The sequence below is a fragment of the Mesorhizobium sp. C432A genome (assembly GCF_030323145.1).
Classification (GTDB): Bacteria; Pseudomonadota; Alphaproteobacteria; order Rhizobiales; family Rhizobiaceae; genus Mesorhizobium.
Map to the genome: position 1 here is coordinate 5,417,672 of NZ_CP100470.1, position 13,767 is coordinate 5,431,438.

Below are 13,767 nucleotides of genomic sequence, written 5' to 3' on the forward strand. Positions count from 1 at the left end.
TTTTTCGGCCGCGCCTCTGGACAAGGCGAATCACCTTTGATTCTTTACAGACGATTCGGACGTGCGGTGTTGCCGGATCGTCAAGCGTACGGAAATTCGGGGAGTGCCATTTATGGCCAAGGCGGACGCGTGGGGCGCGCCCGAAGGGACGGCTTTTGAGCGGCGCAAGGCGCGAGGCGACGGCCTCGCCGGCAATACGCGGCTCATCGCTGAACCAGCCTACCGGCGGCTCCTGGCTGCCGAACCCCTTCTGCGCCGTTCGATACCGGCTCTCATCATCATCTTCCTGATCGTCATCGCCGCACTGCGCGTGCTGTCGCTGATGAACGAGCGCGACGAGGCCGAGCGCGACGTCAAGGCGGTGCTGGGTCTCGCCGCCGGCCAGATGGCGAACGCAATCTCGGCCGACCCGACCGCGGCATCCAGCGGTGCAATTGATCTTCTGGAAAGCACGAGCCGCCAGGGCGCCATGGGCAGAAGCCATGTGCTTGTGATCACCGACAGCGCCTTCAAGATCATTGCCGTCTCGCCGCTGTCGACCGGCTGGCAAGGGCGATCGCTGGACAGCCTGGTGCTGGACGGCCAGCCGCTGTTCATGTTCGGCGACCGCGCCGGGGTCATGGATGTCAGCATCGGCGGCCAGGACTGGTACGCGGCGGTGAGCCTGACCCGGGACCGCAAGAACGCCGCCGCCGTGCTGGTGCCGCAGGAAGCGGTGTTCGACAGCTGGCGAAAGACCGTCTCGCTCAACGTCACGCTGTTTGTGCTGACAGCCGGCGTGCTGATCATCATCCTCTACGCCTATTTCGGCCAGGCATCGCGCGCTCAGACAGCCGACCGCATCTATCTCGAAGCCCATCAGCGCATCGACATGGCGCTGGTGCGCGGTCGCTGCGGCCTGTGGGACTGGGACATGGTGCGCGGCAAGATGTACTGGTCGCGCTCGATGTACGACATGCTGGGCTACGAGCCCTGCAACTCGATGCTGTCGTTCGGCGAGGTCGACGACATCATCCACCCCGAAGACGGCGACCTGTTCGAGCTCGCCAACAAAATCGTCGAGCGCGAGATCGACCATATCGACCAGGTGTTCCGGATGCGTCACGCCGACGGCCAGTGGGTATGGATGCGCGCCAGGGCCCAGGTGATCGACCCGGAAGCGCCTGAGATCCAGCTGATCGGCATTGCCGTCGACGTCACCGAGCAGCGGCATCTGGCGCTGCGCTCGGAGGCGGCCGACCTGCGCCTGCGGACCGCGATCGAAAACATCAACGAATCCTTCGTGCTGTGGGATGCCGCCCAGCGCCTGATCATGTGCAATTCCAAATACCAGAAGGACAACGGCCTGTCGGACCGCGACGTCATGCCGGGCGCTGCGCGCGCCGTGCTTGAAGAGCGCATGCTTGCCTTCGCCTCTGAACGGCGGCTGGCCAACACCAACGGGCCGCAAGGGGGCGCAACCTTCGAGCGGCAGCTCTCCGACGGCCGCTGGCTGCAGGTCAACGAACTGAGGACCCGGGACGGCGGCACGGTCTCCGTCGGCTCCGACATCACCCAGATCAAGCTGCACCAGGAAAAGCTGGTCGACAGCGAGCGCCGGCTTATGGCGACCATCCACGACCTCAGCCTCGCCCGCCGGGCCGAGGAAGAGCGCGCCAAGGAACTGGTCGAGCTCAACCGCGAATATATGAAGGAAACCGAGCGCGCCGAGGCCGCCAATCGGGCCAAATCCGAATTCCTAGCCAACATGTCGCACGAGCTGCGCACGCCGCTCAACGCCATCATCGGGTTCTCCGAACTGATGGAACAAGGCCTGTTCGGGCCACTCGGTTCGCCGCGCTACGAGGAATATGCCAACGACATCAACGGCAGCGGCAAATATCTGCTCGGCGTCATCAACGACATACTCGATATGTCGAAGATCGAAGCCGGCCAATTCTCGGTGGACCGCGAGGAAATCGATCTCTGCCCGCTGATCCGCGAGACGGTGCGGGTGATCTCGCTGCAGGCGGCGGAGAAATCGATCACGGTCGAAACCCGCATCGCCGATACGATGACGCTGTTCGCCGACCGCCGGGCGATCAAGCAGATCGCCATCAATCTGCTGTCGAATGCGGTGAAGTTCACCGGCCAGGGCGGCCATATCTCGGTGCGCGCCCGCAACACGTCAGGCGCGCTGGTGCTGACCATCGAGGACAATGGCTGCGGCATTCCGAAGGAGGCACTGAGCAAGCTTGGCCGCCCCTTCGAACAGGTGCAGAACCAGTTTTCGAAGAACCACGCCGGTTCCGGCCTCGGCCTTGCCATCTCGCGCTCGCTGGCCGAGTTGCAAGGAGGAGCGCTGAAAATCCGCTCGACCGAAGGCGTCGGCACGATCGTGTCGGTGCGCATCCCGGTGAAGAAGGCGCAGCCGGCGGTGAAGGCGGCGGCCTGACGGCCCGCCAATGCCAGCGGTGCTCTCCGCCGCGTTCAAGGACTGGGTAGCCGCGGTCATGTAAGGGCTCCGGCGGCTTTCGCCGCCGGAGACATATCGCCACTCACTCCATGCTGTCGTCGCCGCCGTCCCATTGGTGGTGGCGGCCCATGCGGCCGTTCTTCGGCAGTTCGTTGCGCTCGATCTTGCCGTCATTGTTGCGGTCGAGCATCGCGAACACCTTTTTCTCGCGCCCGGTGATGTCGTCCGTGGTCAGCGTGCCGTCGCCCTTGGTGTCGTAGCGGGCGACGATACGCTTTGCCATTTCCTCGAACCGCGCCTTCTCCAGCGCGTCGGCGAGCTGGGCAACGGTCAGCTTGCCGCCATTGTCAGCGACCAGCTTCTTCAGCCGCGCGTTCATGGCGTCGGAAAACTGGTCGAAGCTGATGGTGCCGTTGGAATCCTTCATCGCCTTGTCGAGGCGCATCATCGCGCCCTCGCGCATTCTGGCGCTGGCATTGTTCTCGGCATAGGCGGTGGTGCCAACGGCGCCGGCAAGCGCGACGAAGGCAAGGGCAAGTCCGGTTGTTTTTCTCATGGGTATCTCCTGTTGCATCGTCACCCCCGATGCGATCCGAAACAGCCGCCAGCGCTTCACGCCCTCACGACCGTTTCGTACGAAGCAAAAGGTCGAAATCCTTTCTGACCTTTTGCGACGTCTCCTTGAGGTGTGCTTCCAGCACACCGAAATCCGGCAGGTCAGTCACCGCCAGAAGCAGATCCGACAGTCCCGGCGGAACGTCATCGCGTTCGAATGCGCCGGTGAGGCAAAGCCGCGTCATCTGGGTCAGCGCCAGATAGAGTTGGTAGGCTTCGCAAAGCTGCTGCCTGACGTCGGCCTCGGCGAAATCCGGCGACAGATGCGCTAGGATTTCGCCGGTCGCGGTCACCCTGCGGCCGCCTTCGACCTGCCCGGTTATAACCGCCACCTGCGCGATGAATTCGAGGTCGATGAGGCCGCCGGAGATGAGCTTGATGTCCCAGAGATCGCGCGGCGATTTTTCCTTCTCGATCAGCGCGCGCATCTCGGATGCCTCTGCCCCCACCTTGGCGGCGTCGCGCGGCAAGGCCAGAAGTGCCGCGACCTCGGCCTCGACCTCGGTGCAAAGAGCCGCGTCGCCGCCGATGGCGCGCCCCCGGGCCAGCGCCATGTGCTCCCAGGTCCAGGCCTCCTGGCGCTGGTATTTCTTGAAGGCATCGATGTGGGTGGCCACCGGCCCCTTGTTGCCGGATGGCCGCAAGCGCAGGTCGAGCTCGTAGAGAACGCCTTCGGCGGTCGGCGCCGAGACAGCCGCGATCAGCCGCTGCGTCATCCTGGTATAGTAGTGCGATGGTGCGAGCGGCTTGTCGCCGTCGGACTCGTCGGCATTCGCGTCGTGGTCGTAGAGCAGAATGAGGTCGACGTCGGAGCCGGCGGTGAGCTCGCGGCTGCCGAGTTTGCCCATGCCGAGCAGCGACACGGTGCCGCCGGCGATGCGGCCATGACGTAGCGCGAATTCGGTGGTCACCGCCTGCAATGCGGCGTCGATGGTGAGGTCGGCGAGATCGGAAAAGGCGCGGCCGGCGCGCGCCGGGTCGATCGAGCCGGCGAGCAGCCTGACACCGATCAGGAATTTCTGCTCGGAGGCAAAGATGCGCAAACGGTCGAGCACGTCCTCATAAGCCCGGTCGCCTTCGATGAAAGCGGCCAACCGCGCTGAGAGATAGGCTCGGTTGGGCAGTTCGGCGAGCAGCGCCGGGTCGAGCAGACCGTCGAAGACATGCGGGCGCCTTGTGATGATTGCCGCCAGCCGAGGCGCGGCGCCCATGATCGTCGCCATTAGTTTCAGCAGGGCGGGATTCGACTGCAGCAGCGAAAACAGCTGGATGCCGGCGGGCAGGCCGGCGAGGAATTCGTCGAAGCGAACCAGCGCCTCGTCGGCCCGGCGCGTCTGGCCGAAGGCTTTGAGCAGCGCCGGCGTCAGTTCGGTCAGCCGCTCGCGCGCTTCCGCAGACTGGGTGACGCGGTAGCGGCCGAAATGCCAGCCTCGAATCACGCGGCAGATGTCGCTTGGCCGCTGGAAGCCAAGGCCGTGCAAGGTCTGCAGCGTGTCGGGATCGTCGACATCGCCGGTGAAGACCAGATTGCCGACGCCGGCCGACAATTCAGGCGCGGTCTCGAACAGCGCGGCGTAATGGCGCTCGACCTCATGCAAAGCCGCGCGAAAGGTTTCGGCAAATCTGGCGGCATCGGCAAAGCCCAGCATATGGGCGATGCGTTCCAGCCCTTCATCATCGTCGGGCAGAATATGCGTCTGCTCGTCGGCGACCATCTGGATGGCGTGTTCGACGCGGCGCAGAAACCAATATTGCTGCGTGAGCGCGTCGCGTGCATCGGCGGTGATCCAGTTGCGCGCCGCCAGCGCACCCAGCATCGGCACCGTCTCGCGGCCGCGCAGCTCCGGAAAACGGCCGCCGGCGATCAGTTGCTGGGTCTGGACGAAGAACTCGATTTCGCGAATCCCGCCGCGGCCGAGCTTGACGTTGTGTCCTTTGACCGCGATCTCGCCATGACCCTTGTGGGCATGGATCTGGCGCTTGATCGAATGAACGTCGGCGATCGCCGCATAGTCCATGTATTTGCGCCAGACATAGGGCTGCAATTCCCGCAGGAACGCATCCCCGGCATCGAGATCCCCGGCCACGGGACGCGCCTTGATCATGGCGGCGCGCTCCCAGTTCTGGCCGCGCGCCTCATAGTAGCGAAGTGCTGCCTCGACCGGGATCGCCAGCGGCGTCGAGCCTGGATCGGGACGAAGCCTCAAATCGGTGCGGAAGACATAGCCGTGCCCGGTGCGGTCCTGCAGGATGCGGACCAGCCTGCGGGTCAGGCGCGCAAACAGCTCTGTGGCGTCGAGCGGATCGACGATTGCCGGCGCATCCGGATCGAAGAAGACGACGAGGTCGATGTCGGAGGAGAAATTCAGTTCATGCGCGCCAAGCTTGCCCATGCCGAGCACGATCCAGCCGGATTGCCGTGACGGATTTTCGGGATCGGGTAATTTGAGCTTGCCTTGGCTGTGCGCCTCGCGCAGCAGGAAGTCGACCGCCGCGCAGGTGCAGGCATCGGCGAGATTGCTGAGGCGCCTTACCGTCAGCGCGGCATCGGCCTCACCGGAGAGGTCTGCAAGTGCGATCAGGAAGTGAGCTTCACCCTTCCACTGCCTGAGTTCCATCATCAGGCTGGATTCGGAAACGGTCTCGGCAAAGGCGGCCTTGCCGATCGCTTCGGCGATGGCGAGCAGCCGAGCCTCGACACTGCCATCGAACAGCGCGTCGAGGATTTGCGGCCGGCGGCGCGCGACATCGCGGAGGAAAGGCGAGAGATCGAAGACGGCAGCGAGAAACTCCTGGGCCGCGCCCTTGCCTCCTAGGAATTTCGCCAGCCGCGGCAGGTTCTCGTCCTTGGCATCGCCAGCGATCTCCGACAGTTCACGCCGGGCGCGGGTCTCATCCAGCGGCGCGAGCTGCGCCGCCAGTTGCAGGCGCCATTCGGTCTCGATCCGTTTCTGCGCCATCCGCACCGCCATCAATGGTCCTCCCGCCCCGGGAAGCTCATGATAACGGACAATCCGGGATTGGCAGGCAGAAGTTCAAGCCGGCCATTGTGAAAAGTCATGATCGCCTTGGCGAGGCTGAGGCCAAGGCCGGATCCCGGCTGCGAGCGGCTCTTCTCCAGCCGCACGAAGCGCTCGGTCGCCCTGGCGCGGTCGGCATCGTCGGGGATGCCATGGCCATTGTCGGAAACGGAAAGGCGGATTTCGTGACCGACGCGCTGCAGGGCTACGCGCACGGCAGGCTTTTCCGTCGCATCGGTCGAGTATTTGATGGCGTTGTCGACGATGTTCGACAGTGCCTGGCCGATCAGCTCGCGGTTGCCATCGACGGAAAAATTCCCGTCCGCGGCAGTTTCAAGCACCACGCCAGCCTCCTCCGCCACCGGCTCATAAAGCTCGACAACGTCATGCACCGCGGCGGCGAGATCGACCTTGCTGGTGCTCTCCGAGGAATAGCCGGCCTCCAGCCTGGAGATCATCAGGATGGCGTTGAAGGTTTTTATCAGCTGGTCGGATTCGGCGATGGTGCCTTCCAGCGCCTGCCGGTAGTCGGTGGTCTTGTGCTTGCCCGAAAGTGTGGCCTCGGCGCGGTTGCGCAGTCTGGTCAGCGGCGTCTTCAAATCATGGGCGATGTTGTCGGAGACCTGCTTCAGCCCTTCGTTCAGCGTCGCGATCCTGGCCAGCATGGTGTTGAGGTTTTCCGACAGGCGGTCGAACTCATCGCCGGCGCCGGTCACCGGCAGCCGTCCCGTGAGATCGCCGCCCATAATGCGGCGGCTTGCCTCCGAGACGCTGTCGATGCGCTTCAGCGCGGCGCGGCCGACAAGGAACCAGATCAGCAGCCCGCCCAGGCCCATCATGCCCAGCGCCAGCATCAGGGCGCGGCGGACGACGGCGCGGAAGCGCTCGGGCTCGCCGAGATCGCGGCCGACAAGCATGATCATCTGGTTGGGCAGCCGCAGCACCAGCGCGATGGCGTTGTGGCCCTTCTCGCCCTCGGACTGAATTTCGGTCTCGCCGGGCTGCGCGCCATTCGGGTCAGAAGCCTGGTTGCGCTGCCGTTCGAGCTCACCTTCGCCGAAACGGCGATAGGAGAAGGGTTCGGTCGTCCAGCCATCGGTCTCGAGCACCCCCGGTGCCAGGCTCTGCACGTTGCCGGTGAGGATCTGGCCGTTGACGTCGGCAATGAGATAGAGGTTGGCGCCGGGCTGGCGCGAGCGCTGCTCGACGACGCGCACCAGCCGCGGCAGGCCGCCGCTCTGATAGGCACGGGCGAGGCCGAGCACCTCGTCATTGATGGTCTGCTGGGTCTGGCCGGTCAGCATGCGGGCCGACAACGACGTCATGTAGAAGACCAGCAACACGGCACATAGCGCGAAAAGCAGGAAATAAAGCGCTGAAAGCCGCGCCGCCGTCGTCCTCATGATGGCCGGCAGGGAAAGGGCCATCGAGTTCTAGCTCATGATGAGATTTGGCTGAAATCTCATCATGACCTACCCCTTTGTTGGAGCATGATCTTCTCCAAAAACCGGTACCCACTTTTTGGGATCATGCTCTAGCCGCTCTTCAGCATATAGCCGGCGCCGCGAACCGTATGCAGGATCGGCTTGTCGAAACCCTTCTCGATCTTGCCACGCAGGCGCGAGACGTGAACGTCGATGACGTTGGTCTGCGGATCGAAATGATAGTCCCAGACATTTTCGAGCAGCATGGTGCGCGTCACCACCTGGCCGGCATGGCGCATCAGATATTCGAGCAGGCGGAATTCGCGCGGCTGCAGCGTGATCTCGCGCGCCGCGCGCTTGACCGAATGGGACAGCCGGTCAAGCTCGAGATCGCCGACCCTGTAGACGGTTTCGGCCTCCCTGGCGCTGGCGCGGCGGTTCAGCACCTCGACGCGGGCGAGCAATTCGGAAAAGGCATAGGGCTTGGTCAGATAGTCGTCCCCGCCGGCGCGCAGACCGGTGACGCGGTCATCGACTTCGCCCAGCGCCGACAGGATCAGCACCGGCGTGGTGTTGCCGCGCGAGCGCAGGCCGGCAATGACGGAGAGCCCGTCGCGGCGTGGCATCATGCGGTCGACGACCATCACGTCATAGTCGCCGGCATCGGCCAGCGCAAAGCCGGTTTCGCCGTCGCCGGCGACATGGGCGGTGTGCCCAGCCTCGGCAAAGGCCTTCTGCATATAGTCGGCCGCCTCGCGATCGTCTTCTATGACGAGAATCTTCATAGAGCCGTTATACGCGATTTCGCCGGAAGATTGAGGGGCCGCCATGAGCGCAAAAGCTTTCGTTCAAGCATGTCGTTTTGCCAAACCGCAGTGCACTTTTGGGCGACATGCTTCGCTGTTAGAGCGGCAGCGGGCGATGGGGGCCCGCTGCCGCCGGGAGCAGAACACGATGACTGACTAACGCGTTCGGCCCCTTGCTTCCCGTGCGGCGGCTCGGGGGTGTTGAAACCGCCGCACTGGAAACTGTGTGATGTCAGCCTTTGGCGACTGGCAGCGCGACGAAGCGGTTTGAATCGTCGCGGGTGATCTGCATCAGCACCGCCTTGCGGCCGGACTTGACCGCATCGGCCATCGCCTTGGCGACGTCGTCGGTGCCGTTCACCTCCGTCGAGTTGACCGAGGTGATGACATCGCCGGGCTGGATGCCGCGGTCGGCGGCATCGCTGTCGGGATCGACATCGGTCACCACCAGGCCCTTGCCGTTTTCCGACTTGGTGACGGTGAGGCCGAGATCGGCCAGCGCGGCGGGCTTTGCCGGTGCCGCGGGCTGCTGCGGGTCGGCCGAGGCCTGCTTGTCAGTGGATGGCAACGTGCCGAGATCGACCTTGATGGTCTGGCTCTTGCCGTCGCGCCACACCGTGACGTCGACCGACTTGCCGGGTGGGTAGGCGCCGATCAGACGAGCCAGTTCCTTCGGCGATGCGACGTCCTTGCCTTCGACCTGGGTGATCACGTCACCGGCGGTGATGCCGGCCTTCTTGCCGGGGCCACCGTCCTGGGCGCCCGAAACCAGAGCCCCGTTCTGCGACTTCAGGCCCAGCGATTCGGCGATGTCCGATGTAACCGGCTGGATTTCGACGCCGAGCCAGCCACGCTGCACCGAGCCGCTCTTCATCAGATCCTGCACCACCTGCTTGGCGGTCGAGGCCGGAATGTCGAAGGCGATGCCGACGCTTCCGCCCGACGGCGAGAAGATCGCGGTGTTGATGCCGACGACCTGGCCGTTAAGGTTGAAGGTCGGGCCGCCCGAATTGCCGCGGTTGACCGAAGCGTCTATCTGGATGAAGTCATCATAGGGACCGGCGCCGATATCACGGCCACGGGCCGAGACGATGCCGGCGGTGACGGTGCCGCCGAGGCCGAACGGATTGCCGACGGCCACCACCCAGTCGCCGACGCGAACCTTAGAATCGTCGGCGAAATCGACATAGGTGAACTTGCCGACGCCATCGACCTTGAGCACCGCCAGATCGGTGCGCGGATCGGTGCCGATCAGCTTGGCGTCAAGCTCCTTGCCGTCATTCATCACCACTGTGAAGGCGGAGCCTTCCTCGACGACATGGTTGTTGGTGACGAGATAGCCGTCATCGGAGATGAAGAAGCCAGAACCCTGCGCCACCGGACGCGGCTGGTCGTTGTTATGGTCGCGGTGGCTGAAGCGACGATTGCCGCCGTCATGGCCGTTCTGATCACCAAAGCCGCGGAATTGCTTGAAGAACTGGCGCAGCTGCGGATTGTCGGGCAGGTTGTTCATGCCGTCCGGATCGTCGGACTGGTCGGAGCCGTCATCGGCGGCAGGCTCGATCTTGGCCTTGACCTTGACGCTGACCACGGCCGGCGAAACGCGCTCGACGACATCGGCAAAGCCCGGCACCTGGGGCGCTTCGACCCGCACGGCGTCGGCCAGAACGGGAGCTGTACCAGTGGCAACGGCGCCGAAACCGATGCCGCCGGCAATGGCCAGCGAAGCGGCGGCGGCCAACAGGCGTTTGCGGGTGCGGGAATATGGGTTGGGGGCGATAGTCATGGGTCTCGTATCCTCTTTTCACTGGATGCGGCTCAGGCAGAGCATCCTCGGACAAGAGAAATAGAGAGGCGCACATTACGGCGCCATTTCCGGTGCATGAAAGTTTTGTAATGTTGGGCGGTCGCACAAATCGCTTGGTTGCGCTCGCCTGCTGCCCTATGGTGTACACAACTCAGCACAAGGCTTTCACAATGACAGCAAGCACCACCATGACCATTCGAGTCTCGTCCGAGACCAAGCTGAAGCTGGAGCAGATCGCTACCGATACCAGGCGTAGTAAATCGTTCCTCGCCGCCGAGGCGGTCTCAGCCTATGTCGATCGCGAGATGGATATCATCGAAGGCATAAAACGTGGCATGGCCGACGCAGAGGCTGGCCGTGTCGTGCCCCACGACGACGCCATGGCGGAGCTCGACGCGGTGATCGAAGCAGCGAAAGCCAGGCGCGCAGGCAAGGCGTGAAGCGGTTCGTCACCTGGTCGCGAGAAGCGCTGGACGATCTCACGCAGCAAGTTGCCTTTATCGCTCAGGACAATCCTGCCGCCGCCCGACGCCTCGCGGACCGTATCCGTGAAATGGGCCGGGGCCTTGGTGATATGGCGACGGGCCGACCTGGCCGGGTAACAGGCACTTATGAGAAGCCCATCGGCCGCCTGCCCTACATCATTGCCTATGAATTGCGCCTGATCGCCGGCCGTCAGAGCATTGTTATCCTGCGCGCCATCCACACGTCGCGGGACTGGCCTTTGGAGGAATGGCCGAGCTAGTCGCTCAGCATCTTGTCCAGCGCCGCCTGTTCCTCGGCGCTCAGCGCCTTGGTTGCCAACGAGCGGCGGGAGCGTGTGGTCAGCACAATGAAAATGCCGCCGACTAGAAGCAGAAGCACCGGCGTGCCCCAAAGCAAGGCGTTGCGCGGGCTGAAGCGCGGCTTCAACAGCACGAACTCGCCGTAGCGCGACACGATATAGTCCATCACCTGCTGGTCGGTATCGCCGGCAACCAGGCGCTGGCGCACCAGGATGCGCAGGTCGCGGGCGAGGTCTGCATCGGATTCGTCGATGGACTGGTTCTGGCAGACCATGCAGCGCAGGCCTTCCGACAGTAGCCGCGCCCTCGCCTCGAGCGCCGGATCGGTGAGAACCTCGTCCGGTTTCACCGCTTGCGCCGCGCCGGCAAACAGCAGCGCCAGAAGCAGGGTGAGCGAGGCCAACGAGAACCTGGTGCTCACGGCGCGCCTGCCGACGGCATGGAGGCTGCCTGCTTGCGGCGGCGCGAGGGTGCGCCAACCCGCAGGCGCCGGTCGAGCAGCGACATTGCGGCTCCCGCCATCATCACCAGAGCTCCGCCCCAGATCAGCGTCACCAGCGGCTTCCACCACAGGCGCACCACGACCGACCCATCGGTGCCCTCATCGCCCAGCGACAGATAGAGTTGGCTGAAGCCGATCGTCTCGATGCCGGATTCGGTCGTCGTCGTCTGCCGCACCGGAAAGAAGCGCTTGGCCGAGGTGATCTCGGCTGAAACGCCGCCACCGGCGCCGATCACGGAAAAGCGGCCGCGCTGCTCGCTGTAATTCGGACCCTGCGCCGGGAAGAGGCCGTCGAAACGCAGCGTGTGGCCGGAGAGTTCGACGCTCTCGCCGGCATGCATCGGCAGTATCCTTTCGGTGCCGAAGCACAGCGTGCCGACAATGCCGAGCGTCGTCAGCCCGAGGCCGAGATGGGCAAGTGCAGTGCCGAACACCGAACGCGGCAGGCCGGCGAAACGGCGCAGCATGATGGCGGGCGACACATTGCCAAAGCCGGACTTGACGGCGAGGTCGGTGAGCGCGCCGCAGACCAGCCAGCAGGCGAGGCCGACACCAAGGGCGGCGAACACCGACGCGCCGTCGATAAACAGCCCCGTGACCAGCATCGCCAGGAGAGCGGCGCCGAAAGCCGCCATCAGGCGCTGAGCGACGGCATAGAGGTCGCCGCGCTTCCAGGCTAGCAGCGGCCCGAACGGAACCACGACCAGCAGCGGCACCATCAGCGGGCCGAATGTCAGGTTGAAGAAGGGGGCGCCGACCGAGATCTTGCCGGCCGAAAGCGCCTCGACCGCGAGCGGATAGAGCGTGCCGACCAGCACGGTGGCGGTGGCCGTGGTCAGGAACAGATTGTTGAGGACAAGCGCGCCTTCGCGCGAGATCGGGTGGAACAGGCCGCCGGCCGTCAGCCGCGAGGCGCGCAGCGCAAACAGGGCCAGCGAGCCGCCGATGAACAGCGTCAAAATGCACAGGATGAAGATGCCGCGGGTCGGATCGGTGGCGAAAGCATGCACCGAGGTCAGCACGCCGGAGCGCACCAGGAAGGTGCCGAGCAGCGACAGCGAGAAGGTGAGGATGGCAAGCAGCAGCGTCCAGATCTTGAGCGCCGAACGCTTCTCCATGACGATCGCCGAATGCAGAAGAGCCGTGCCGGCCAGCCACGGCATAAAGGAGGCGTTTTCGACCGGATCCCAGAACCAGAAGCCGCCCCAGCCGAGCTCGTAATAGGCCCAGTAGGAGCCCATCGCGATGCCGCCGGTGAGGAACATCCAGGCGACCAGCGTCCACGGCCGCACCCAGCGCGCCCAGGAGGCATCGATGCGGCCTTCGATGAGGGCGGCGACCGAGAAGGAAAAGCAGATAGAGAACCCGACATAGCCGAGATAGAGCAGCGGCGGATGGATGGCGAGGCCAAGATCCTGCAGGACCGGGTTGAGATCGCGGCCCTCGATCGGCGCCGGATTGAGCCGGGTGAACGGATTGGATGTCGCCAGGATGAACAGGAAGAAGGTGGCGCCGATAGCCCCCTGCACGGCCAGCACATTGGCGCGCAGCGTCGCCGGAAGGTTGGAGCCGAAGACAGCGACCAGCGCACCGAAGAAGGTCAGGATCAGCACCCAGAGCAGCATCGAGCCTTCGTGATTGCCCCAGGTTCCGGTGATCTTGTAGATCAGCGGCTGCAGCGAATGCGAGTTTTCCCACACGCTCGCCACCGAGAAATCGGAACTTGCATAGGCGCCGGCGAGTGCTGCGAACGATAGCGCCGTGAGCGCGAAGCCTGTGACCGTGACGGGACCGCCGACAGCCATCAGCCTCTGGTTGCCGGTACGGGCGCCGATCAGCGGCACCAGCGTCTGCACCAGCGACAGCACAAAGGCGAGGACGAGCGCGAAGTGTCCGGTCTCAACCATTACTGGCTCTTGCTCTCTTGCCACACGCCCTTGGCCTTCAGCCCGTCAGCGACTTCCTTGGGCATGTAGCGCTCGTCATGCTTGGCCAGCACGCTGTCGGCGACGAAAACGCCGTCGGCGCCAAAGCTGCCTTCGGTGATGACGCCCTGCTCCTCGCGGAACAGATCGGGCAGGATGCCGGTATAGCTGACCTTGACCGATTTGTGCGCGTCGGTGACCGAGAACGCAACCGTCGCGCCCTGCCCGCGCACGACTGTGCCCTTTTCGACGAGGCCGCCGAGCCTGATGCGCTGTCCCGGCTGCAAGCTGGCGGTGGTCAGATCGGCGGGCATATAGAAATAGGAGGCCTTCTGGCCCAACGCATAGAAGGTCAGCCCGGTGGCGGCGCCGAGGAAGGCAAGACCTCCGACAATCACCGACAATCGCTTCTGCTTGCGCGTCATGTC

At 64.3% G+C, this 13,767-nt stretch carries 11 protein-coding genes; 3 read left to right on the plus strand and 8 right to left on the minus strand.

From position 1 onward, the window contains the following. Positions 1 to 112: 112 nt before the first annotated feature. The gene (locus NLY33_RS26705; RefSeq protein WP_023705424.1) at positions 113 to 2,434 is read left to right on the plus strand and encodes a PAS domain-containing sensor histidine kinase; all 2,322 of its coding nucleotides are present in this window, start codon (positions 113 to 115) and stop codon (positions 2,432 to 2,434) included. A 103-nt stretch (positions 2,435 to 2,537) separates the two neighbouring features. On the opposite strand, the gene NLY33_RS26710 is transcribed toward NLY33_RS26705, so the two are convergent. The 5 genes from NLY33_RS26710 to NLY33_RS26730 all read right to left on the minus strand — a co-directional run bounded on the left by NLY33_RS26710 (position 2,538) and on the right by NLY33_RS26730 (position 10,106). Continuing rightward, entirely contained in the window at positions 2,538 to 3,011 is a 474-nt protein-coding gene (locus tag NLY33_RS26710; RefSeq protein ID WP_023705425.1) for an EF-hand domain-containing protein, read from the minus strand. A gap of 64 nt (positions 3,012 to 3,075) precedes the next feature. Beyond that, the gene (locus NLY33_RS26715) at positions 3,076 to 6,042 is read right to left on the minus strand and encodes a bifunctional [glutamine synthetase] adenylyltransferase/[glutamine synthetase]-adenylyl-L-tyrosine phosphorylase (protein ID WP_031196474.1); all 2,967 of its coding nucleotides are present in this window, start codon (positions 6,040 to 6,042) and stop codon (positions 3,076 to 3,078) included. After that, positions 6,042 to 7,517, minus strand: a complete 1,476-nt coding sequence (locus tag NLY33_RS26720) for a sensor histidine kinase (protein ID WP_023705427.1) — start codon at positions 7,515 to 7,517, stop codon at positions 6,042 to 6,044. The genes NLY33_RS26715 and NLY33_RS26720 overlap by 1 nt, the downstream gene beginning before the upstream one ends. A gap of 107 nt (positions 7,518 to 7,624) precedes the next feature. Next, positions 7,625 to 8,299 carry a response regulator transcription factor gene (locus NLY33_RS26725; RefSeq protein ID WP_023670185.1) on the minus strand — a complete coding sequence of 225 codons (675 nt, stop codon included), beginning with the start codon at positions 8,297 to 8,299 and terminating at the stop codon, positions 7,625 to 7,627. Between the two features lie 253 nt (positions 8,300 to 8,552). After that, entirely contained in the window at positions 8,553 to 10,106 is a 1,554-nt protein-coding gene (locus NLY33_RS26730) for a Do family serine endopeptidase (RefSeq protein ID WP_023702184.1), read from the minus strand. Between the two features lie 191 nt (positions 10,107 to 10,297). Between NLY33_RS26730 and NLY33_RS26735 the strand changes: the two genes are divergently transcribed. Next, positions 10,298 to 10,567: a CopG family ribbon-helix-helix protein gene (locus NLY33_RS26735; protein WP_023705429.1), complete on the plus strand. Its 270-nt coding sequence runs from the start codon at positions 10,298 to 10,300 to the stop codon at positions 10,565 to 10,567. Next, the gene (locus tag NLY33_RS26740) at positions 10,564 to 10,872 is read left to right on the plus strand and encodes a type II toxin-antitoxin system RelE/ParE family toxin (protein ID WP_023670182.1); all 309 of its coding nucleotides are present in this window, start codon (positions 10,564 to 10,566) and stop codon (positions 10,870 to 10,872) included. Before NLY33_RS26735 ends, NLY33_RS26740 begins: the two co-directional genes overlap by 4 nt. On the opposite strand, the gene NLY33_RS26745 is transcribed toward NLY33_RS26740, so the two are convergent. The 3 genes from NLY33_RS26745 to ccmE are packed head-to-tail and all read right to left on the minus strand — an operon-like array spanning position 10,869 to position 13,764. Then, positions 10,869 to 11,333 (minus strand): cytochrome c-type biogenesis protein, encoded by a 465-nt coding sequence (locus tag NLY33_RS26745; RefSeq protein ID WP_023670181.1) that lies wholly within the window; start codon positions 11,331 to 11,333, stop codon positions 10,869 to 10,871. The two genes, NLY33_RS26740 and NLY33_RS26745, sit on opposite strands and share 4 nt — an antisense overlap. Beyond that, positions 11,330 to 13,321, minus strand: coding sequence for a heme lyase CcmF/NrfE family subunit (locus NLY33_RS26750; protein ID WP_023705430.1), 1,992 nt, complete (start codon positions 13,319 to 13,321; stop codon positions 11,330 to 11,332). Before NLY33_RS26750 ends, NLY33_RS26745 begins: the two co-directional genes overlap by 4 nt. After that, positions 13,321 to 13,764, minus strand: a complete 444-nt coding sequence (gene ccmE, locus NLY33_RS26755; RefSeq protein ID WP_023705431.1) for a cytochrome c maturation protein CcmE — start codon at positions 13,762 to 13,764, stop codon at positions 13,321 to 13,323. The genes NLY33_RS26750 and ccmE overlap by 1 nt, the downstream gene beginning before the upstream one ends. Between the last annotated feature and the right edge of the window lie 3 nt (positions 13,765 to 13,767).